Raw genomic sequence first — 22,082 nt, forward strand, 5'->3', positions numbered from 1 at the left:
TGAGCTATAGCGTTTGTTAAGTTAGCATAAGCTTGTTTTAGCTCTTGCTTTGCATTTGAGTAGGCTACTTGTGATTTTAGTAAGTCTACTTTTGGGATAAGACCTTGTTTATAGAAACTTTCTGCGTCTTTTAAGTGTGATTCATACTGGGCAACAGCAAGCTGCCTAGTTTCTAGTATCTTTTGGTTATATAGGACGTTGAAGTAAGCATTTTTTGCATTTGTTATAATTTGGTTTCTTATTACTTCTAGGTTTGCCTGAGAGAATGATTCATTGTACTTTGCATACTTGTACTTGTTTAACAGATAAAAGCCTGTAAATAAAGGCTGTGTTATTGTAACATTCCACTGATAGTTATTAACAGAGCCCATAATCAATTTATTGCCGTTTGCAATCTGGTATGGTGGCTGATCAAGTCTTGTATATGAGTAATTTGTAGATAGGTTTGGCAAAAAGTTTTTAAAAGCACTTTGCTTTGACTCTTTTGAAGACTCATAGAGCGATTCGTACTGCTTTATCTGATAGTTGTTGTTTGAGCTTAAAGACTGTACTTCGCTTAAAGATAAAGCGTAAGAAGTATTTGCAAATAAAGCTAAGACCGATATGGAAAACAGGGTTTTTCTAAGGTGCATGAAAGAACCTCCCTTGGACTATTAATCAATTGTTTAGTCTATATTTTTATTATAGCAATGTCAAGCTATTTAAATATTACTTTTATTTTTCTTATCAAGTCCAAAAATATAATAAGCTGCAGTTAGTATTCCAAACCACGGTATTGCTACATACAAAGCAATCCTGCCATCTGGCATAAATGCCATTACTATGATTACTAAAACTAAAAAGACAATACACAAAATATTTAAAATCGGATAAAAAGGCAAATGGTATTTTGGTAACTTACTTTCTTTCAAAGATTTTCTAAATTTCATATGCATAACGAGTATGAGCAACCACACATACAAAGCGCCTGTTGTAGCTACACTTGTTATAATTGTAAATACTTGTTTTGGTATAAAATAGTTTAATATTACGCCAATAAGCATTACAATTGAAGAAAAAATAATTCCTATATATGGTACTTTATTGTTGCTTAATTTTGAAAAGGCCGATGGAGCGTTTTTTTGGAGAGAAAGAGAATAGAGCATTCTGCCTGTTGCAAACAAGCCACCATTTGTGCTAGAAAGTGCAGCTGTAATAACCACAAAATTTATAATGCTTGCAGCTGCAGCTATGCCTAGTTTTGAGAAACTTTCCACAAACGGGCTTCCAAATGTGCCGATTTTAAACCAGGGGTATATTGACAGTATTACAATCATTGGTAAAGCGTAAAACAAAATTATTCTGTAGATTACTTTATCAATTGCAGATGGCAATGTAGTGCCTGGGTTCTGTGCTTCTCCAGCAGTAACTGCCACAATTTCTATACCCAAATAAGCATAGACTACAATTATTAAAGAAAATAAAAAACCTTTTAAGCCATTTGGAAAAAAACCACCATATTTGTATAAATTACTAAACCCAGTCGGAATACCGTGATTGCCAATACCAAAAAATATTATAAAGGCTCCTACTACTATAAAAAATAAAATTGTTACTATTTTTATAATTGAAAACCAAAATTCAGTTTCTCCATAAACTTTTACTGCAATAAGGTTTAATAGAGTGATCAAGGTTACAGATATAAGTGCAGGTATCCACTGAGGCACGCTTGGAAACCAATAGGTAACATATATACCTACAGCTGTGATTTCTGCCATGACTGTAACTGTCCACATAAACCAGTAAGTCCACCCAGTAATATAACCAGCTAATGGACCCATTATATGATCTGCCCATGCGCTAAAGCTTCCAGAGACAGGATAAACCACAGCAATCTCGCCAAGTGCTCTCAAAACAACAAAAACAATTAAACCAACCAATATATAAGATAAAATTAGTGATGGGCCGGTAAATTTTATACCCGTTGCAGAGCCCAAAAATAAACCTACGCCAATTGCAGATCCTAAAGCAATTAATTGGATGTGACGATTTTTTAGGTCTCTTTTTAAGTTTTCTTTAAGGTAGCTTTCTTGCGTTTGGTTTGACATGAACACCCCCATTTTTAACTAATTTTACTATAAGTTTATAGTTTAGTCAAATTATTAATTAATTTTGCGATTTATATACTCTTGCTCAATTAGATGTTTCAGCTTTATAATGGCATTTATTTTAATCTGAGAGACACGGCTTTGTGTCTTTTTTATTATTCGGGCAATTTCTTTGACGCTAAAGTCTTCGTAGTAATACATAGATAAAACATCAAGCTCAATTTTTGTAAGTTTGCTTAAAGCTTTTTTTAAGATCCCTAAGCGTTCATTTTTTTCGATAACTTCAATTGCCGATTTAATATTTTTGTCTTCTATTGATTCTTGCAAGCTTATTTCATCTTCTATTATGTTATCCAAACTGACGATATCTAGGTTAGATAGCTCAAACATCGCTTTGTAGTATTCTTTCATTGATATACCAGCTTTTTTTGCAACACTTTTTTCTGATGCATCAAATATATTTTCTTTTAAAAAATCTTTGTGTGCTTTGGATATACTTTTTAATTTGTCTCTTGTGTATCTAGACACTAAATCCACACTGCGTAATTTATCAAGTATAGCGCCTCTTACTTTTAATAATGCATATTTATAAAAGGCGTTTTCGTCTTTTGTTATGTCGATATTGTCAATAGCTTTTAAAAGTCCCATCATGCCAATCTGGACGAAATCCTCTTCATCATAAGATTCTGGCATTTTAACAACGATTTTTCTAACCATTCTTTTGACAATAGGGTAGAAATATTCAATTTGCTCTTCGTTAAAGTACGGTTTATTTGAATTCATAGAGCGCTAAATATTGTTTTGATTGCTTTCATTTGAACTTGCAATATAATTAAAAATGATTGCTAAAATCATACCAAAAATATAAAAACATATAGAAGTTACTATAATTTTTAGTGTTGAATAAAAGAAATCGCTACCTAAGTATACGAGCACAAGACAGCTTGCGATAAAAGCTATTATGCCAAATAATGAACCAAGCCATTTTGGATCAATCTCGTAATTCATTGCCAACCAACTTTAAAAACTCATCTTCGCTAATTATCAAAATGCCTAATTTTTTTGCTTTTTCAAGCTTGCTTCCAGGTTCATCTCCAACAACTAAATAGTTTGTATCTTTTGATAGGCTATCTTTGACAACGCCGCCGAGATTTTCTACAATCTCTTTTGCTTTACTTCTTGGTATACCTAATATTCCAGTAAAAACAAATGTTTCATTGAGCAGTTTAGTGGATTTTTTATTATCAATAAAACTAATATTTTCAAGCAAGTTTTTAATTGTATTAATATTTCTTTGTTCCTTAAAAAAAGCAACTACACTTTTAGCTATCTCTGGACCAATACCTTCTATTTGCATAAGTTTTTCCTCGTCTTTAAGCTCCATTAGCCCTTCTAAACTAAAATTGTTTGCAAGTTTATTTGCCACAAATTCGCCCACATGCTTTATGCCAAGCGCATATAAAAATTTAGCAAAAGTTGTTCTTTTGCTTTTTTCTATGTTTTCTAATATTTTGTTTGCTAGTTTTTCGCCCATTCTATCAAGCTGCAATAGTTTATTTTTATCTAATTTGTAAATATCGCTAACACTTTGAACAATTTTTTTAGCTACTAGTTGTTGAATGATTTTATCACCCAAGCCTTCTATATTTAAAGCATTTTTTTGTACAAAGTGCTTAAGTGATTCAACAATTCGTGCTCTACAATCAATATTTGGGCAAATCAAATATGCGCCTTCTTCTTGCAACAGTGAACTACACACAGGGCAATTAGTGGGTTTTACTACGTGTTTTTCTTTGCCGTTTCTTTTTTCTGGTATGCTTGAGACAACCTCTGGTATTACATCGCCCGCTCTTTGAACAAAAACATAATCTCCTATTCTTATATCCTTTTTAAATAATTCATCAAATGTATGCAAACTTGCCCTTGATATTGTTACGCCACCGATTTTAACGGGTTTTAAAATTGCAACTGGTGTTACAATACCTGTTCTGCCTACATTAAAAATTATATCCTCTACAGTAGTAGATGACTGCATGGGAGGAAATTTAAAAGCAATAGCCCATTTGGGATATTTGCTTGTGTAGCTGAGTTTTTCTTGAAGCGAAAAATCGTCAACTTTGAACACCATTCCATCAATTTCATAAGGCAACTCTTCCCTGGCTTTTAAAAATGTTTGACGATAAGCAATAGCCTCTTGTATATTTTTGCAATATCTATTTAACTCACTAACAGGCAAACCCAGTTCTTTTAATATTTGAAGGCTTTGTGTTTGAGTTTTTGGTTGAGTGTAGGCTTCAATACCCCTTATATAGTAAACAAAGACTTTAAGGTTTCTTTTGGCTGTCTCTTTAGGATCTAGTTGTTTTAAGGAACCAGCTGCTGCGTTTCGTGGGTTTGCAAAAAGCGCTAATCCAATTTCTTCCCTATATTCATTAATCTTTTTAAATTCTTCTTTTGTGAGTATCACTTCGCCTTGTACATCCAAAAAACTAGGTGGGTTTTTAACAATTAAAACAAGCGGTAAGTTTTTTAATGTTTTTATATTTTTTGTAATGTTTTCTCCTATAATGCCATCGCCCCTTGTAGAAGCGACCTTGAGTTTACCATTTTCGTAAATTATATTAACTGATACACCGTCGAATTTTGGCTCTACGCTGTATGCAAGACAATCGTTGATATCTAGATTGCGCTTTACTCTATTGTCAAATTCTATCACTTCTTTTTCGCTAAATGCATCTTCTAGAGAATACATCCTGTATTTGTGTTCGACTTTTTCGAATTTTTCGGAAATATCAGATCCAACTTTTTGAGTTGGTGAGTTTTCATCAAAAAACTGTGGATATTGAGCTTCTAAGCTTATCAACTTTCTAATAAGTGCATCATATTCGTCATCAGAAATAATAGGTTGGTTTAGTACATAGTAATAATAGTTGTGGCGATTGATCTCTTCTCTTAATTGTTCAATTTCGTTTTTTATATTTTGGTTTTGCATTTCTTCAACACCATTGTAACATAATCTTCTAAAAATTTAACTTCTTGTGTTTCATAACCCAATTTTTCAAATTCGTGCCTTGTTTCGAAATTATATTCATAATTGATACCAGATGCAATAAGTAAGCCTTCTTCCTTTAGTAATTTATCAATGTTATTAACATTTGACAAAATTATACTAGAATAAATATTTGCAAAAATTACGTCATACTGAGAATTTATTGCATCAATTGTAGAACATACTGAGTAAATATTGTTTAAGCAATTGTAATGTGCATTTTCTTTTAAGTTTTTGCAAGCTTCAAAGCTAATATCAAAGCAAATTGCTTGTTTTGCACCTTTTTTGAGGCTTGCAAAACTCAAAATTCCTGTGCCAGCGCCTATGTCAAGGATTGTTTTGTTAGAAAAGTCGAGTTTTGAGATAATTTCTAAGCAGCTTCTTGTAGTTTCATGTTCGCCGCTGCCAAATGCGTTACAATTTAAAACAATAGGTATCGTACTACGCTTGATATTATAGATTTCAAAATCACCTGCTTCAACTATTTTCATAATGGTATTCCTTCATTGTTAAAGTTTTATCGTATTCTACATATGTAAAATGTTCGCAAAAATCGCCAATATTTGCATAAACGCTATTATCGATAGTTTTTAATAATGGGTTGTGCGTGTGGGCCAGTATAACATAATCAAAACCTTTTTTTATTAATTGAGTTGCAAATTCTTCTAAAGCAAAATCCGTTCTTCTTAATGCCTTGTTTTTTACGTTGTTTTTGCTGATTTTTGAAGCTATATCGGCAAGTTTAAGTAGAAAAACAGGAGAGATAAGTTTTAGTACTTTAAGCGTAAAAGAATTTTTAAGAATATTTCTAAAAATCCGATATGTTTTGTCCTTTTTATCAATGCAGTCGCCGTGTTCTATATAAAATAGTTTTGTATCAATATTTTCTATCAACTCCTTTTTAACAATTTCAACGTTTGGCAAAAATTTCTTTATAGCTTCTAGCTTGTACTCGTGATTGCCCTCAAATAAGTATACTTTTTTTTCATCCGATATTTTTCTTAAAAGCTCAACAAGCTTTGATTGATGGCAAAACAAAAAATCATAACCATAATAAAACTCAAACAAATCACCAACTATGTAAATTCTATCATATTTTTTGTAAATTGAACCTAAAAAATCCAAAAATATTTCATTGTGTTTATAATGAACATCAGACAAAAAAAGCAGTTTCATGCAACCTCTTTGGCTTGAGCGTTTTTGCGCTTTTCAAGTGCAAATTTAACAATTATATAAAAAAATATAGATACTGGAATTGCTAATACTAAACTTCCAAGCCATGTTATTAAGTAAATATGAAAGCCTTTATGTAATAAAAAATTTACAGAAAAGTTGTTTACTACATTAAGCTTAGCATTTAGCAAAATGGCACCAATTTTATATGCTATTGCATAAACGAAAACTGTGGTCCATGGGTTGTTTAACAATGTCCCAACGATTAGAGAGATTTTATTTAGTTTAAATACAAAGGCAATAATAAGCGCAAGTATTGTATGAAAACCGAAAGTTGGTGTTATAGAAATAAAAACTCCTATGGCAAATGAAAGTGCAATTTTTTTTGGTGTATCTTTAAGTGCAAATAGGCTACGTATTAGTTTTTTGATCTTTTTTACTCCCCAAACTGGAAAATAGTTTATCAAAGAATGTTTCTTTTTTTTGTAAATTATTTAGTTTATCTAATGCGACTTTATTATTGGAGTCCCATTCTAAAACTTCATAATATACTTTAATCGCCGTGTTTTTTAAACCAATTTTTTCATAACAGTTTGCAAGTCCAAGTAAAGCTTCCACATTGTAGTTTTCTAATTCCAATGTTTTTCTATAATAGTCAATGGCCTGTTTGTAATAGTTTTTTGCATTATATGTCTTTGCAAACAGAAAAAAAATTTTTGCATTTTTTTGGCTTTTTTCGAGTATTTTTAGTGTATTTAGGGCATTATCAAATTCATTTTTATTTAAAAATTCTTCCACTTTTAAAATAAGGTATTTTGAATAATCGCTGTCTATTTCAGTTTTAGAGATAGTTTCTTTGTTGCGCGGCGAGTTTTTAATTTGGTTATACGCATTTGTAACATCTTGAAAAATATTCAATAAATATTGTTTTTCTTTTTCATCTTTTGCTAAATCGGGGTGATATTTTTTAGCAAGTTCCCTATAAGTTCTAACTACCTCATCTATGCTAGCATCATTTGTTAATCCTAATACCTTGTAAGGTTCCATATCATCTATCAAACATTTTTTTAAGTTTATTTAGGGCTTCTTTTTCGATTTGCCTAACCCTTTCTTTTGATATATGGTATTTTTCTCCAATTTCATCTAATGTATAGCGTCTATCTAAATCAAGTCCAAAACGCATTTTTATAATATCCTGCTGCCTTTTGGGTAACTGTTTTAAAAGTTTTTTTATAGCGCTAACGCTTGATTCATAAACATAGTTATCTTCCACAGACACATTCTCATCTTCCAAAACATCCAGTAGGCTATTGTCACTATCTTCACCTATTGCTTTATCTAGTGAGTTAAATTTTAACCTACCAGCTTCAATATCATTAATTTCTTTTTCACTAAAGCCACTGACTTTGGAAGCTACTTCATTATCCATTTCTTCACCGAATTCTCTAAAGTATGCATCTTTGATATAGTTTAATTTGCTTGATTTTGCTCTTGCTTTAACAGGGATCTTAATAGGTGATGTCTGCTCGCTTAATGTTTTTAAGATAGCTTGTTTTATCCACCATACAGCATATGATATAAATTTTATGTTTTTATCTGGATCAAACTTTGATGCTGCTTTAATCAAGCCAATATTACCTTCATTGATTAAGTCCGAAAGTGGTACGCCAAAATTTTTGTACTTTTGAGCAACGGATACTACAAACCTTAAGTTATGTTTTACAAGTTTTTTTATAGCCTCTTTATCACCTTTTTGGATTTTTTTTGCTAGTTCAATTTCTTCTTCTTTTGTTAAAATGGATATTTTTGATATTTCATCTAAATATTGATTGATTGAATCTTTAACTTCTGTATCTTTTTCTTTAAATTTTATTTTACTTTTTTCCATATAGTTTTGTCTTTGCGATCTTCTAAAACAATGCCAGCATTTGATAGCTCATTGCGTATGCTATCTGCAAGAGCGTAGTTTTTTTCTTTTTTTGCTTTATTGCGTTGTTCAATTTTTTCGTCAATCCATTGATTTTGTTCAACATTAAACCATTCTTTGTATGATTTATCAAATACTCCTAACACGCAAGCTACTTTAGACATAAAATTTAGAAATTTTTCTTTTAATTCAAGAGCTGGCGTTTTATTGCTTTTTTGGCAATTATCCAGATAAAGGTTAAATTCTTTTATACAATTAAAAACTTCAGCTATGGCTTGAGGCGTATTAAAATCATTATTCATAGCTCTTTCAAAATTTGAAATTAATGTTTCAAGTGAGTCTAATTTGTCATTTTCATATTGAAATTGAGTGTTATCAAGCCTCATTAAAAATGAATAGTATCGATTTAGCGTTTCTTTGGCGGCAAGCAACCCATCATACAAAAACTCTATTGGATTTCTATAGTGTGTGAGGAGCATATAGTATCTAAGTGTCTCACCGTTAAACTCCTTTAGAACGTCCCTAATCGTAAAAAAATTACCTAAAGACTTTGACATCTTTTCATTATTTATTTTAATAAATCCATTATGTATCCAGTATCTTACAAACTGTTTCCCGCTTAAAGCTTCACTTTGGGCTATCTCATTTTCATGGTGTGGGAAAACCAGATCCTCACCACCGCCATGTATATCTATTGTCTCACCTAGATAATACATGCTCATAACAGAACACTCAATATGCCATCCGGGCCTACCTTTGCCCCACGGTGAATCCCAGCTTGGTTCATTGGGCTTTGATTTTTTCCACAAAGCAAAATCTAAAGGGTCTTTCTTTTTTTCGTTTATATCTACCCTTGCACCAGACTTTAAATCTTCAATTTTTTTGTGAGACAATTTGCCATAAGATTCAAATTTGCTTACGCTATAATAGACATCGCCATCTGATTCATAAGCGAACCCTTTTTCTATTAATTTTGAGATAAATACTATTATATCATTTATGTGCATCGTTGCTTTTGGTTCAAATGAAGGTTTTTTAATGCCTATCGCATTCATATCCGTGTAAAATTCTTTAATATATTTTTCACTAATTGCATCAAATGGTTTATGTTCTTCATTTGCTTTGTTTATTATCTTATCATCAATATCGGTAAAATTTTTAACAAATTTTACCTCATAGCCTCTATACAACAAATATCTATATATTACATCAAAACATATGGCGCTTCTTGCATGTCCTACATGGCAGTAGTCGTAAACAGTTACGCCACAAACATACATTGTAACAATATTGTCGTTAAGCGGCACAAAATCTTCTATTTTTCTTGTTTGAGTATTAAATACTTTTAGCATCAGTTTTTTACACCTCTAAACTCAAAATACGGATTTACAGGATACTCTCTTTTTAACTGCATCAAGCAATCATAGGCTTTTTGGGTATTTCCCATTGATTTGTAAGTTTTGTAAAGCATAAATATACAAGCATCCGTTTTACCACCATCAGATGTAGGTTTTTTAGAAAAATTATTAAGACAAACAGAAAAATAATTTAAAGCCTTGCCATAATCATTTAGATTGTAATAGCTATTTCCTATCCAAAAGTATGCATTTTGCTCTAATGTCGTATGTGGGTAATTATTCAAAAATTGTAAGAATTTATCTAATGCTCCAGCAAAATCTCTCTTCATATATATGGCAAGGGCATTTTCATAAGATTTTAAAGCTTCAACAGATGGTGGTTGTAATTTTGATTCTATTGCTTCTTTGGGTTTTTCTTCTTCAGTTTCTTTGATTTGTTTATTTTCAAGTTTTTCTTGAGTTTCATTTGAAAATACGACGCTTGCTGGAGGAATTTTGCTTGTTATGTCGTTTGTGTTGTTGTCAAGGTTAGCTTCAACGATTGTTTTTTGCGAAATTTTCACTTTCTTTGTTGAATTTGTGTTATTTTCTAGCGTATTTATTTTTTTGGCAAGTATATTTAATTTTTCTTCAACCTCGCTTACTTTTGGTTTTATTTTATTTAGATCCGATGTATTTTTACTTATGGCACTTTCAATTTTTCCCAACCTATCATTTATATTATTTATCTGTTGGTTGGAGGCACAAGAAGACAACAAAACTAACACAAATAACAGAAACAATTTTTTACTCATAAGGTCTCCCGCCACTTTTTAATCATTGTAAATAATTTTCTATATAAGTCAAGCTACTAACTTTTTAAATCTATTTTTCTTCTATATCTTGACTTATATCTTAAATTATGTATATTGTTATTGTCACTTTTGATTTTATTTTATGCGTAAATTTCTCCCTACATTATAATGAGGGCGGCAAAGGTTTTAAAATGAATGTTTTTGAAGAGACTCTTACAAAAATTTTAAAAAGTTCAATAGAAGCTATGGGTTATGAATTATATGATTTAACATATTCAAAAAGCTCTAAAAGAGGAAAACTGACCGTTTATATAGACAGACAAAGCGGCGTTAGTTTAAATGACTGTGAAGTGGTAAGTAAACATATCTCAGTTGTACTTGATGTCGAAAATGTTATGGAAGAAAGCTACATACTTGAAGTTTCAAGTCCAGGCATAAATAGAAACCTAAAAACAAAAAAACACTATGAAGATTCAATTGGCAAAGAGTGTATTATTAACCTATTTAATCCAATTGATAATAAAAAAAACATAGAAGGACAGATTATAAGTGTAACCGATAGAGGCGTTGAAGTAAAAAGCGATCAGGTAGTAGTTTATATTGACTTTAATGATATTAAAAAAGCTAAACTGAACTTAATTTAGTGGGGGAAAAAGTGAGAGAAATATTTGAAATTGCCAATGTAATAGCAAAAGAACACAATATCAATTCGCAGGCGGTTATTGAATCACTTGCTGAAGCTATAAAAATTTCTATTGCTAAAAAATATGGAGAGGACAGTGTGGTGAAAACATCGCTTGATTCTCAAAAACAAATATTTTCAATTTTAATCGAAAGAAAGATTGTTGATAAACCAAAGAATCACAACGAAATTTCGCTTGAGGAAGCTAAAAAAATTGATCCAAATGCAAGTATTGGAGACTACATTGATGTTGAGTTTGACCCCGAAGAATTGGGCAGGATTGCGGTTTCTACTGCAAAAAATGTTATGTCCAAAATGTTTAAAGATTTAGAAAAGCGTGTAACATATGAAGATTACACGAAAAAAATTGGCAAGATTGTATCAGGTGAAATTTGGAGTGTTGGCGTATATAATGATTGTATCGTGGATTTTAAGAATGCCATAGGCATTTTGCCAAAAAAAGAACAGTCACCAGGCGATAAATACGTTGTTGGAGAAACTATAAAAGCTTACGTTATGGACGTTTTAGAAGAACCAAAAGGTGTAAAGCTAATCCTTTCGAGAACTCATCCAGGTTTTGTGAAAGAATTGTTCATGAAAGAAGTCCCAGAGGTAAGGGATGGCAGTGTTGAGATAAAAGCCATAGCAAGGGAGCCTTCAAAGCGCACAAAAGTGGCAGTTTATTCAAAAGACTCCAAGATTGATCCGATTGGCACATGTGTTGGCGCAAAAGGCACACGTATTTCTGCAATCGTTAAAGAATTAGGTGATGAGAAGGTTGATGTAATAAGGTGGAGCGCAAATTTAAGCATTTATATAAAAAATGCACTTGCACCCAGCAAGGTTTCTTATATTGAGCTTTTTGAAGACGAAAAAAGAGCAAAAGTTTATGTACCTGATGAAGAATTTTCGGCTGCAATTGGTAAAATGGGCGTTAATGCAAAGCTTGTTGCAAAACTAACAGGTGTCAATATTGATATCATAAAAGAATCTGAGATAGATAAGAGCGTTAGCGAAGAAGAACATGAAAAAACAATAGAAGAAGTCATTGAAGATCTGATTTCTGTTGAGTCTATTACTGAGAATCTTGCAAATAAACTTTATGATAATGGCATTAGATCAGTTGAACAACTCAAAACCCTAACCTTAGATGATCTAAAAAACATCAAAGGTATAGGAGAAAAACGAGCTCAAAAGATCTTTGAATTACTAAATCAAACTACTTAGGGGGTAATGGTTTAATGAGAGTGTATGAAGCAGCAAAAAAGCTTAATATAAAAAGTAGCATACTTTTACAAAGACTGCGTAATTTAGGTTTAGATATTAAGAGTAATTTTAGTACAGTATCAGATGATGTGATTGAAAAATTAGAACACAAAGAGATACCCCCGAAAACTATAGAAACAAAAGATCGGATTCCAAAACAAAAAAAAGTTAAAATTGAAGAAAAACCAACAATCGAGGAAAAACGAAAAGAAAAACAGCCAGAGTTTGTAAGCGCTAAAAAAAAGGAGCTCATTGAAGCCTCATTGCCACAAAAGTTAAAAGGTAAAAAAAGGTACTATAAAAAAGCTCCCAAAGAAGAGCAAGAAGAACAGCTAAGCAAAATACAAATTGGCAAAAACACTACAGTTTTTGAATTTGCAACAATGCTTAATATAGACTTTTCAGAAATAATACAAAAGCTATTTTCACTTGGTGTAATGGTTAGAAAAAACGACTTTATTGACTTAGACGCAGCTAAAATTATTGCTCAAGACTATGGAGTAGAAGTTGAAGAAAAAACTTTAGAAAAAACAATCATGGAAGAATTTGAAGCTCCAGATGATGAAAAAGACTTGCAACCAAGGCCCCCGATTGTTACGGTCATGGGCCATGTAGATCATGGAAAAACTTCTATTTTGGATGCAATAAGACATACACATGTTGTTGCTAAAGAATCAGGTGGTATTACACAGCATATTGGTGCATACTCTGTTAATTACAATGGTAAGCAAATTACGTTCCTTGACACGCCTGGACATGAAGCCTTTACTGAGATGAGGGCACGTGGTGCACTATTAACTGATATTGTTGTACTTGTTGTTGCAGCTGATGATGGTGTAATGCCACAAACAATCGAAGCTATAAACCATGCGAAAGCTGCAAATGTGCCCATAGTTGTAGCTATAAACAAAATTGACAAGCCAAATGCAAACCCAGATAAAGTAAAACAGGAATTATCTCATCATAACATAATGCCAGAAGAGTGGGGTGGCGAAAATTTATTCGTAAATGTTAGTGCGAAAAATAATATTGGTATTAATGATTTGCTTGAGAGTATTTTACTTCAAGCAGAAATTATGGAATTAGAGGCAAACCCAAATAAAAGAGCAAAAGGTATTGTAATCGAAGCTAGATTAGATAAACAGCGTGGTCCTGTTTGTGATGTTGCTATACAAGAAGGCGCGCTAAATTTAGGTGATAGTATTGTAGCTGGTATTGCCTATGGCAAAGCAAAGGTTCTTATTGATGATAAAGGAAAAAGAATAAAAAAAGCGACGGTTTCTATGCCAGTTGAGATATTGGGTCTTCATGAAGTACCAGAAGCTGGCGACGTACTATTTGTTGTAAAAGATGAAAAAATAGCCAAATCAATAGCTGAAGAAAGAAAAGAAAAATACAAAGCAAGTATGCAGAAAAAAACTACTGTAAGTCTGGAAACTGTTTTTAAAAACCTATCTTTAGGTCAACTAAAAGAATTACCAATACTCATAAAATCTGATGTTTTTGGCTCAATTGAAGCAATTTCTTCCTCTGTACAAAAGATATCAACGCAAGAAGTTGCTGTTAAAATAATACATTCTGGCATTGGAGAGATTACAAGATCAGATGTAAACTTAGCAAGTGTCTCAAATGCAATTATCATTGGGTTTAATGTAAGACCATCAAACGATGCGCTAAAGCTTGCAAACGATTTAAAAGTAGAAATTAGAACTTACAAAATCATATACGATATTATAGAAGATATTAAAAAGGCACTGTCTGGCTTATTGTCTCCTACAATAGAAGAGGAAATTTTAGGTAGAGCCGATATTAGAGAGGTTTTTAGTGTTCCTAAGGTCGGTAATATTGCAGGTTGTTATGTAACATACGGGAAAGTTACAAGAAATTCAAAAATCCGCGTAATTAGAAACGGAGTTATAATATTTGAAGGCTCAATTGCATCACTAAAGCGATTTAAAGACGATGTTAATGAAGTTACTTCAGGCTTTGAGTGTGGGATAAGAATTGATAAATTCAACGAGATAAATGTGGGTGATCAGCTTGAATCCTATATTTTAAAAGAAATTCAAAAAACTCTTTAGGTGATAGATTTGTTTATTGGTGTTATTATTATTGAATTATTGTTAAAAGATGCATTCAATATAAAAGACAGAAGAAATATATTATCTAGCATAATAAATAAAATTCGCGGCCAATACAATGCTTCGATAGCAGATATCTCAGAAGAAATACTTTACAACAAAGCTACCATAGCTATTAGTACTGTTGCAAATAGCAAAAGTGCAGTGGAAAAATTTATGGATAAGGTTTATAATTTTATTTCTAATAACTACTCAATAGAAATTTTACATATAGAAAGGCAAATATTATGAATACAACAAAACCATATAAGAGAACACAAAGGGTCTCAAGCACACTCAAAAAAATAATATCAAACGTTATTGAATTTGATCTTAATGATGAACGTTTAAAAAACGTTACAATTACAGATGTTGAGTTGAGTAAAGATTTTAAGTTTGCTAAAATTTACTTTAGCTCACAGTTAAGCGAATTATCCAAAGAAGAAATTGCTACGTTGATTAATAAATCCAGTAGCTTTATTAGTAAAAAAACATGTGAAAAAATAAACTTGCGTACTGTGCCAATATTTAAGTTTGTTTACGACAAATCCGTAGAAAATGGTTTAAAAATTGAGGAAATTTTGAGGCAAATTAAAAATGAGTGAGAATATTTTAGAAAAGGTTGGTTATTATCTAAAAAACTACAACGATTTTCTTATAGTGGGGCATAAAGATCCAGATGGTGATGCAATAGGCTCAAGCCTTGCACTCTACAAAGCACTTAGCGAATTTGGTAAAAATGCAATTGTTGCAAATACATCCAAAATTTCTGATTTGTACTTTTTTTTAGATGATACAAAAAATATCAAATTACTTCAAAACAATGAACGGGCACAAGTTATCATTACAGTAGATAGTGCTGATTTTGAACGTACAAATCTTGATAAAAATTATATTAAGGACAAAATTTTGATCAACATAGATCACCATCCAACAAATACATATTTTGGAAATATCAACTATGTTATGTCACAAGCTTCTGCAGTGGGGTGTTTAATATATGAGATTTTAAAATTTAACGATATCCCAATTAGTTCAAAAACAGCAGAGTATTTGTACTTGAGTATATTAACGGATACTGGATCTTTTAGATACTCATCAACCAGCTCAAATGCTTTTAGGATAGCTGCAGAGCTTATAAGCTTAGGTGTTAAGCCGTGGAAAATAGCCTATAATATATATGAATCTAAAAAACTCACAACTTTAAAATTAATGGGTCAGGCTATAAATACAATCACAACTCATTACAATAATAAGCTTACAATAATGTACATAACTCAAAACATGTATAAAGATTCAAACACTACTGCAGATGACACAGAAGGATTTGTTAATATTGCAAGGAGTGTCAGGGGCTGCGAAGTAGGAGCACTTCTAAGAGAGGATAAACCAAATTACATAAAAGTAAGTTTGCGTTCAAAAGATGAAGTTGATGTTTCCAAAATTGCTTTAACTTTTGGTGGTGGTGGACACAAAAATGCTGCAGGCTTTGAATTAACTGGCAGTATTGAAGAAATCAAAGAAAAACTCGTTCAAGCATTTTCTTTTTTGAAATGAACGGTTTATTACTTATCAATAAACCAAGTGGTATCAAGTCATTTGATGTAGTAAAAAAAGTAAAGGGAAAATTTAACGAGAAAGTTGGCCACAGTGGAATTTTAGATAAATTTGCATGTGGTTTAATGGTTATTGGGATAGGTAAGGCTACAAAGCTTTTGTCTTTTTTTGAGAAGAGTTACAAAGTTTATAAAGCAAAAATAATCTTTGGGTATGAAACAGATAGTTTAGATATTACAGGAAATATCGTACATAATAATGATTATTTGCCAAACATTGAAGAAATCTACAGAACTATAAATCAAAAATTTATTGGAAAAGCAGAGCAGACTGTGCCAATATACTCAAATGTTAAAGTGAAAGGCAAGAGGCTATACAAATATGCACTTTCAAAACAAAATGTTGATCTACCGACAAAAACAATTTACATATCAAGCATCGATATATTAAGTTACAATCAGGGTGTTTTGGAAATCAAAGTAGTTTGCTCAAAAGGTACATACATTAGAGCACTTTCAAGAGATATTGCAAGATCTCTTAATGCTTATGCTACTGTTACTTACTTAGAAAGGCTCTATATATACCCCTTTAGTATAAATGAAGCTGTTGATTTATCTTATGTGAGTCAAGAGCATGTAATTCCATTTGAAAAAGTAAAATATATGACTAAAATAGATACGTTGGAGGTGTTTAATGGAATCGCAAATTAAAATAAAAGGCTGGTGCAAAGAATACCCAGGAGAACGCCCTCCTAGGTTTTTGAGAGCTTTTTTGCTATTTTTTATTGGCATTGAAGAATCTCACGGCTATGACTTAATTGAAAAGCTTAAAAAAATGGGGATACACTATGAGAATTACGAGTTAGGTTATGTGTACAAAACCCTTCGCTCAATGGAAAAAGAGGGGCTTATTAAGTCTAAATGGAACCTACAAGAAAAAGGTAATGCAAGAAGGATTTATGCCATTACTAAAGCAGGCAGAGATAATTTAGATAAGTGGGCTGAAATACTCACAAATCTTCGCGATAGCATAAATAGTTTTCTTAGTGAATATGAAAGGATATACAAAAAAGAGCAAAAAGACTAGCTTTCTATGTATTTAATTTCTGTAAAATCGCTCAAACCTAACGATATACTAGGCAAAGCCATTGTTAGTGAAAAAGGGCAGGTTCTTTTAAATAAAGGTGTAAAACTGGACGAGCATTATATCCATATACTATATAAATACGGTTATCAGTTTGTGTATATTGAAGATGATGATACAAAAGATATTACAGTAGAAGATGACATTAGTGATCAGCTTAAAACAAAAGCAATTAAAACAATAAAAAAAGTTTTTGATATTGTAACGCCTGCAAAAGATGATAATGTAGACGATTTTAAACAAATTATAAAAAAAATAGAAAAAGGTGAAATCAAAAAAAAATTAGCAGACTCTCCATTTATTAAATCAATAGAATCCATATCATACGATATTGTAAATTCTTTAGGGGATGTTAAGGTTTTAAATGGCATGGCAAGTCTGAAAAGACAAGACAATTTTACATATCAGCACTGCCTTGATGTAACTATTCTTTCTGTAGCCCTTGCAAGTAAGTCACTGTATACAAAAAAAAGACTCGTTGAACTTGCAAAAGGGTGTTTATTGCACGATATAGGAAGGATTTTAATAAACAAAAGTCTTTATACTCAACCTAGAAAACTTTCTAGTACAGAGTTTGATCTTATCAAAAAACATCCTCAAATAGGCTATTTAGTATTAAAAGACGTTTCTCAAGTAGGCATAATTGCCTCTCACATTGCTTATCAGCACCATGAGCAACAAGATGGCCTTGGCTATCCAAGAGGATTAAAAGGCAATAATTTGCTTCCAGTGCCAGATAAACTTGCAGAAGAAGGATACATTATGCCTTTAGCCGAAATCGTTTGCGTTACAAATGTTTATGATGCTTTAGTCTCACCTCGCGTATACAGATCCGCCTATACTCCAGATCAAGCATTTTTTATAATGAAAAGAATGGCTGGCAAACAATTAAACATAGAGGCTTTTAGGGTTTTTTCTGACATGATACCTGCCTATCCTATTGGTACGACTGTGTATATTTTAAATGGTAGGTACAAGAATTTTATAGGCGTAGTTTCTAAGATAAATCAAGAAAATCTAACCCGTCCAACAGTAAGGCTATTGTATAATGCCTCAAAAAGACGCATATCTCCACTTGAAATAGACCTAATAAAAAACCCCATTTTGAATATCACTGGGGTAATTATTTGAGATCTTTATCTGCTTTATAAATACCAATACCTAAAATTATTATAATAACAATGGGTATAATTAACTTAATCGGTAAGCCGAGAAATGTTTTGCCTAAGTGATCTTTTATTAAAATTGAGCTACCAAGTATTACTGCGCTAATTATTAAACTGATACCAATTTGTTTAGCAACTAAGCGTATTGTATTTATAAGCTTATCAAGTCCATTAATTTCTATTTCAACTTTAATATGGCCGCTTTCCAAAGCACCTTCGGCTTTTTTAAACAAAAAGGGTATTTTATTTGCTAAAATTGCATAAGTTGCATTAGGTTGTAGAATTTTTTTAAAAATTCTAAATGGTGAGTAAAGTTTCTTTGCAAAACTCTCAAAGTAAGGTTTTGCTGTTTCTGTAAAATTAAAATCCGGGTAAAATTGCTTTCCGACACCATCTGCTATAATAATAGCCCTAAGCAATCTTAAAGAATTTTTGCTGATAATTATATTGTATTTCTTTAAAATTTTGAATAAATCTTTTAATACTTTTGATATGTATATTCTTTTTAAAGGTAGAGAATGATATATATCTATTAGTTCTACAATATCTGATTTGAGATAAGCATTGTTTAAAATATTTGTATTTAGTGTGAAATTAGATACAGACAATAAAATTTTATCAGCATCTTTTTGTATAAAGCCCAGTATCATTTCAACTAAATTTAATTTATCCTCTTCTGTTACTCTTCCGACCATCCCATAATCCAAATAGCAAATCCTGCCATCATGCATAATAATGATATTGCCTGGGTGAGGATCTGCATGGAATAAGCCTATATCAAATATTTGTATCCAGAATACTTTTGCGCCTTCTGTGGCTAACTTTTCCGTATTAAAACCTGCAGATCTTATAGACTCTATATTTGTTGCCTTATACCCATCTATAAACTCCATAGTTAGTACATTGCGTGAAGTGTATTCCCAAAAAACTTTTGGCACATAAATGTTTTTAAATTGACTTAAGTTTTCTTTGAATGTTTGCATGTATTGTGCTTCTATTTCGTAGTCAAGTTCTTTTTTAATAGTTTCTTCAAATTCTATTATGAAAGGCTTTATCTCAAAATTAAAATAAAGTTTTAATTTTGAGTTTAGATAATCGCCAATTTGTTTTAATAACTCTATGTCGGCTTGTATGGTTTTTTCTATGTTTGGTCTTTTTACCTTAATTGCAACAGTTTGACCACTAGTAAGAATCGCTTTGTGTACTTGGCCCAATGAAGCGCTTGCTTCTACATTTTCGTTAAAATAAGAAAAAATTTCATTTAATGGTTTTTTAAATTCTGTTTCTATAATTGATTTCACTTTGCTAAATTCAAAAGGTGTTACATCATCTTGGAGTTTTTTTAACTCTTCTATAAATTCATACGGTAAAATATTTTCTTGAGTAGACAAAAGCTGTCCAAATTTTACAAAAGTAGGACCTAATTCTTCCAGTAGTTTTCTAAATTGTTCTGGGGTTGTTGAAGGTTTAGTTTTGCTAAATTTTATATTTTTTGTGACAAAACCAAAACCATACTTTGCAAGAATAAATGATATTTCGCGAAATCGCCTTATATTACCAAAAGTTCTTCTTATTTCCATCGTTTAGAAATGTCGTTTTCTATACCTGTAACATCTAATACTTTACCAACAACAAAATTAACTAAATCATCTATAGTTTTGGGTTCGTTATAAAAAGCAGGTACAGGTGGGACAATATTTACACCAAGCTGCGCTAATTTTAGCATGTTTTCTAGGTGTATTGCAGAAAATGGCATTTCTCTTGGGCAGATTGTTAACGTGCGCTTTTCTTTGATAGCCACATCGCACATTCGAGCAATTAAGCTCTGCGAAAAACCCATAGCAACACTTGAGAGCGTTTTTATTGAACATGGTATTACAATTGTTTTGTCGATTAAAAACGAACCACTTGCAAGTGGAGCGTAAAAATCATCATTGTTAAAATATTCAACTTTAAGTGATTTAAAAAATTCAATCAAATCTGTCTGCATTTCAGTTTTTGCTATTTTTATAGCATCAATTGACGCTACAGCAAAGATTTGAAACTTTCTTAAAGCGCTTAGATATTCTAATAATTTTTTTGCATATATAATTCCACTTGCACCGCTTATGCCAATGACAATTTTCATTGGATTACCTCAACTTTTCTTAAGCCAATCACTCTTGCATTTCCAATCCTTTTTGAATTAAATTCTACTTTTATTATATCACCTTTATAGCCCATTTGCAAAGCTTTGGCGCTTGTTTGTATGTCTATGCCATTTTTGTCATACATAGCACTTACAATATCACCAATATTGACTAGCATTTGTCTTTGTGTATTGTAAAATGTAAAAAAACTACCTGCCTTAATATTGCCCAATGCTTTTGCGCTAATAATCGAATCCTTGGTTGTTATTACATAAGAAGGTACATAGTCAACCCTTTTATATTCAATGTCATCTTTTGAGATTACTTGGTAGCTTCTAATGTCTTGGCTTGCTATGGGTACAAGCGAATCAATCTTTTTTACGTATTGTATAAAAAAATTTCTATAAACTTGATTATTAAGCATAACGGTTAACTGTATCCAGCTATATTCTCCATAATTTTTTATACTGCTAATGCTTAAAGTATAGTGATTATAGGGCAGGGCGATCGGGAGTTTTGTCTGTATGATTAAGTCTTTTTCGTCCATTAATTTGTATATAGTGTCAGCTGTTATTAAAAATGCCTTTCGTTTTACTATAGAATACGATCCGCAAATATTATAATGCATATTGTTACCATTTAATATGCTTTTTAAATAATCAGCATCGATTTTTGTTGTTTCATTTGGCATAGGAGCCAACGAAATGGGCATTTTTTCAATATTTTTTGGATATTTTGAAGCTATGTCTGATATAAACACCCTATCTGAGTTTACTTCAACATTTTTTATTAAATTAATATCGCAAGCTATTGAGAGGCTAACAAATATAAATATAAAGCTACTGCTTGAGATTATTAGCAGTTTGCAACATTTGATCAGATGTTTGTATAACTTTTGCATTTGTCTCATACGCCCTTTGAGCTGCTATCATATCGACCATTTCTTGAACAACACTAACATTTGACATTTCAAGGTAACCCTGATTAATTGTCCCAAGACCGTTTATACCTGGTGTACCCAGCGTTGGTGTGCCTGATGATACAGTTTGTTGAAATAAATTTTGACCAATTGCTTTAAGACCTGCTGGATTAGCAAAAAAAGCAAGTTGTATTTGACCAAGCTGCGTGGGTGTAGTTTGACCTGCTTCCAACACAGAAATTGTACCATCGTTTCCCACGCTTATCGATGTTGTATCCTGCGGCACAGTAATTTCTGGTGATAAAGGATAGCCGTCTGTTGTAACGATTCTACCGTTATTGTCTAATTTAAAATCACCGGCTCTTGTGTATGCGATTGTTCCATCTGGCATTGTAATTTGGAAAAAACCGCTGCCTTGTAATGCTAAATCAAGTGGGTTTCCTGTTTCTTGCAAACTACCTTGCATAAAATTTTTTGATACATCTGCTAATTGCGTACCCAAACCAATTTGTATACCTGTTGGTTCAACTGTATTGGAGGTCGTGTTAACACCAGCTTCCTTTTGCGTTTGATATATTAAATCTTCAAAATCAGCTCTAGAACGCTTAAAACCCACTGTGTTAACGTTTGCTAGGTTGTTTGCTATAACATCTATGTTTGTTTGTTGGCCCTGCATGCCAGTAGATGCTGTCCACAATGCCCTTATCATTTT

At 31.8% G+C, this 22,082-nt stretch carries 25 protein-coding genes; 9 read left to right on the forward strand and 16 right to left on the reverse strand.

What is annotated here, in order from left to right:
- The 12 genes from DESAMIL20_RS02060 to DESAMIL20_RS02115 all read right to left on the reverse strand — a co-directional run.
- Positions 1-632: TolC family protein (locus DESAMIL20_RS02060; RefSeq protein WP_143340227.1), on the reverse strand; the 632-nt coding region annotated here is incomplete at its 3' end.
- 69 nt (positions 633-701) lie between these two features.
- Entirely contained in the window at positions 702-2,099 is a 1,398-nt protein-coding gene (locus DESAMIL20_RS02065; RefSeq protein WP_239393363.1) for an amino acid permease, read from the reverse strand.
- A gap of 42 nt (positions 2,100-2,141) precedes the next feature.
- Positions 2,142-2,870, reverse strand: coding sequence for a sigma-70 family RNA polymerase sigma factor (locus DESAMIL20_RS02070; protein WP_086033152.1), 729 nt, complete (start codon positions 2,868-2,870; stop codon positions 2,142-2,144).
- Between the two features lie 6 nt (positions 2,871-2,876).
- Positions 2,877-3,095: a hypothetical protein gene (locus DESAMIL20_RS02075; RefSeq protein ID WP_086033153.1), complete on the reverse strand. Its 219-nt coding sequence runs from the start codon at positions 3,093-3,095 to the stop codon at positions 2,877-2,879.
- Positions 3,079-5,079 carry an NAD-dependent DNA ligase LigA gene (ligA, locus tag DESAMIL20_RS02080; RefSeq protein WP_086033154.1) on the reverse strand — a complete coding sequence of 667 codons (2,001 nt, stop codon included), beginning with the start codon at positions 5,077-5,079 and terminating at the stop codon, positions 3,079-3,081. The genes DESAMIL20_RS02075 and ligA overlap by 17 nt, the downstream gene beginning before the upstream one ends.
- The gene (locus DESAMIL20_RS02085; protein WP_086033155.1) at positions 5,061-5,627 is read right to left on the reverse strand and encodes a 50S ribosomal protein L11 methyltransferase; all 567 of its coding nucleotides are present in this window, start codon (positions 5,625-5,627) and stop codon (positions 5,061-5,063) included. Before DESAMIL20_RS02085 ends, ligA begins: the two co-directional genes overlap by 19 nt.
- Positions 5,614-6,312, reverse strand: a complete 699-nt coding sequence (locus DESAMIL20_RS02090; protein WP_086033156.1) for a UDP-2,3-diacylglucosamine diphosphatase — start codon at positions 6,310-6,312, stop codon at positions 5,614-5,616. Before DESAMIL20_RS02090 ends, DESAMIL20_RS02085 begins: the two co-directional genes overlap by 14 nt.
- Positions 6,309-6,776 carry a DUF2062 domain-containing protein gene (locus tag DESAMIL20_RS02095; RefSeq protein ID WP_158090476.1) on the reverse strand — a complete coding sequence of 156 codons (468 nt, stop codon included), beginning with the start codon at positions 6,774-6,776 and terminating at the stop codon, positions 6,309-6,311. Before DESAMIL20_RS02095 ends, DESAMIL20_RS02090 begins: the two co-directional genes overlap by 4 nt.
- Positions 6,721-7,356 (reverse strand): J domain-containing protein, encoded by a 636-nt coding sequence (locus DESAMIL20_RS02100; protein WP_086033158.1) that lies wholly within the window; start codon positions 7,354-7,356, stop codon positions 6,721-6,723. Before DESAMIL20_RS02100 ends, DESAMIL20_RS02095 begins: the two co-directional genes overlap by 56 nt.
- A gap of 1 nt (position 7,357) precedes the next feature.
- Positions 7,358-8,197, reverse strand: coding sequence for a sigma-70 family RNA polymerase sigma factor (locus DESAMIL20_RS02105; RefSeq protein WP_086033159.1), 840 nt, complete (start codon positions 8,195-8,197; stop codon positions 7,358-7,360).
- Positions 8,179-9,588 carry a cysteine--tRNA ligase gene (gene cysS, locus DESAMIL20_RS02110; RefSeq protein ID WP_086033160.1) on the reverse strand — a complete coding sequence of 470 codons (1,410 nt, stop codon included), beginning with the start codon at positions 9,586-9,588 and terminating at the stop codon, positions 8,179-8,181. Before cysS ends, DESAMIL20_RS02105 begins: the two co-directional genes overlap by 19 nt.
- Positions 9,588-10,388, reverse strand: coding sequence for a tetratricopeptide repeat protein (locus DESAMIL20_RS02115; protein ID WP_086033161.1), 801 nt, complete (start codon positions 10,386-10,388; stop codon positions 9,588-9,590). Before DESAMIL20_RS02115 ends, cysS begins: the two co-directional genes overlap by 1 nt.
- Positions 10,389-10,579: 191 nt before the next feature.
- Between DESAMIL20_RS02115 and DESAMIL20_RS02120 the strand changes: the two genes are divergently transcribed.
- From DESAMIL20_RS02120 to DESAMIL20_RS02160, 9 genes are read left to right on the forward strand one after another with little or no spacing between them, the layout of a single operon-like run.
- Complete coding sequence (locus DESAMIL20_RS02120) at positions 10,580-11,032, forward strand: ribosome maturation factor RimP (protein WP_158090477.1); 453 nt, start codon at positions 10,580-10,582, stop codon at positions 11,030-11,032.
- An 11-nt stretch (positions 11,033-11,043) separates the two neighbouring features.
- Positions 11,044-12,297 (forward strand): transcription termination factor NusA, encoded by a 1,254-nt coding sequence (gene nusA / locus DESAMIL20_RS02125; protein ID WP_158090478.1) that lies wholly within the window; start codon positions 11,044-11,046, stop codon positions 12,295-12,297.
- Positions 12,298-12,311: 14 nt separating this feature from the next.
- Positions 12,312-14,417: a translation initiation factor IF-2 gene (gene infB / locus DESAMIL20_RS02130; RefSeq protein WP_086033164.1), complete on the forward strand. Its 2,106-nt coding sequence runs from the start codon at positions 12,312-12,314 to the stop codon at positions 14,415-14,417.
- Positions 14,418-14,708, forward strand: coding sequence for a DUF503 domain-containing protein (locus DESAMIL20_RS02135; RefSeq protein WP_086033165.1), 291 nt, complete (start codon positions 14,418-14,420; stop codon positions 14,706-14,708).
- Positions 14,705-15,061 (forward strand): 30S ribosome-binding factor RbfA, encoded by a 357-nt coding sequence (gene rbfA, locus DESAMIL20_RS02140; RefSeq protein WP_086033166.1) that lies wholly within the window; start codon positions 14,705-14,707, stop codon positions 15,059-15,061. Before DESAMIL20_RS02135 ends, rbfA begins: the two co-directional genes overlap by 4 nt.
- On the forward strand, positions 15,054-16,013 hold the full coding sequence (locus DESAMIL20_RS02145) for a DHH family phosphoesterase (RefSeq protein ID WP_086033167.1): 960 nt from the start codon (positions 15,054-15,056) through the stop codon (positions 16,011-16,013). The genes rbfA and DESAMIL20_RS02145 overlap by 8 nt, the downstream gene beginning before the upstream one ends.
- Positions 16,010-16,723, forward strand: a complete 714-nt coding sequence (gene truB / locus DESAMIL20_RS02150; RefSeq protein ID WP_086033168.1) for a tRNA pseudouridine(55) synthase TruB — start codon at positions 16,010-16,012, stop codon at positions 16,721-16,723. The genes DESAMIL20_RS02145 and truB overlap by 4 nt, the downstream gene beginning before the upstream one ends.
- Positions 16,707-17,099 carry a PadR family transcriptional regulator gene (locus tag DESAMIL20_RS02155; protein WP_086033169.1) on the forward strand — a complete coding sequence of 131 codons (393 nt, stop codon included), beginning with the start codon at positions 16,707-16,709 and terminating at the stop codon, positions 17,097-17,099. Before truB ends, DESAMIL20_RS02155 begins: the two co-directional genes overlap by 17 nt.
- Before the next feature lie 6 nt (positions 17,100-17,105).
- Positions 17,106-18,287, forward strand: coding sequence for an HD-GYP domain-containing protein (locus DESAMIL20_RS02160; protein WP_086033170.1), 1,182 nt, complete (start codon positions 17,106-17,108; stop codon positions 18,285-18,287).
- Here DESAMIL20_RS02160 and DESAMIL20_RS02165 read toward each other — a convergent pair.
- Genes DESAMIL20_RS02165 through flgG form a run of 4 tightly spaced genes read right to left on the reverse strand, consistent with a single transcriptional unit; the run spans position 18,280 to position 22,079 of the window.
- Positions 18,280-19,902: an ABC1 kinase family protein gene (locus DESAMIL20_RS02165; protein ID WP_086033171.1), complete on the reverse strand. Its 1,623-nt coding sequence runs from the start codon at positions 19,900-19,902 to the stop codon at positions 18,280-18,282. The genes DESAMIL20_RS02160 and DESAMIL20_RS02165 overlap by 8 nt on opposite strands.
- On the reverse strand, positions 19,893-20,450 hold the full coding sequence (locus tag DESAMIL20_RS02170) for a UbiX family flavin prenyltransferase (protein WP_086033172.1): 558 nt from the start codon (positions 20,448-20,450) through the stop codon (positions 19,893-19,895). The genes DESAMIL20_RS02165 and DESAMIL20_RS02170 overlap by 10 nt, the downstream gene beginning before the upstream one ends.
- A complete protein-coding gene (gene flgA, locus DESAMIL20_RS02175; protein WP_158090479.1) occupies positions 20,447-21,352 on the reverse strand; it encodes a flagellar basal body P-ring formation chaperone FlgA in 906 nt (301 codons plus the stop codon). The genes DESAMIL20_RS02170 and flgA overlap by 4 nt, the downstream gene beginning before the upstream one ends.
- Entirely contained in the window at positions 21,291-22,079 is a 789-nt protein-coding gene (flgG, locus tag DESAMIL20_RS02180) for a flagellar basal-body rod protein FlgG (protein ID WP_086033174.1), read from the reverse strand. Before flgG ends, flgA begins: the two co-directional genes overlap by 62 nt.
- Positions 22,080-22,082 lie beyond the last annotated feature (3 nt).

This window comes from Desulfurella amilsii (genome assembly GCF_002119425.1).
Classification (GTDB): Bacteria; Campylobacterota_A; Desulfurellia; order Desulfurellales; family Desulfurellaceae; genus Desulfurella; species Desulfurella amilsii.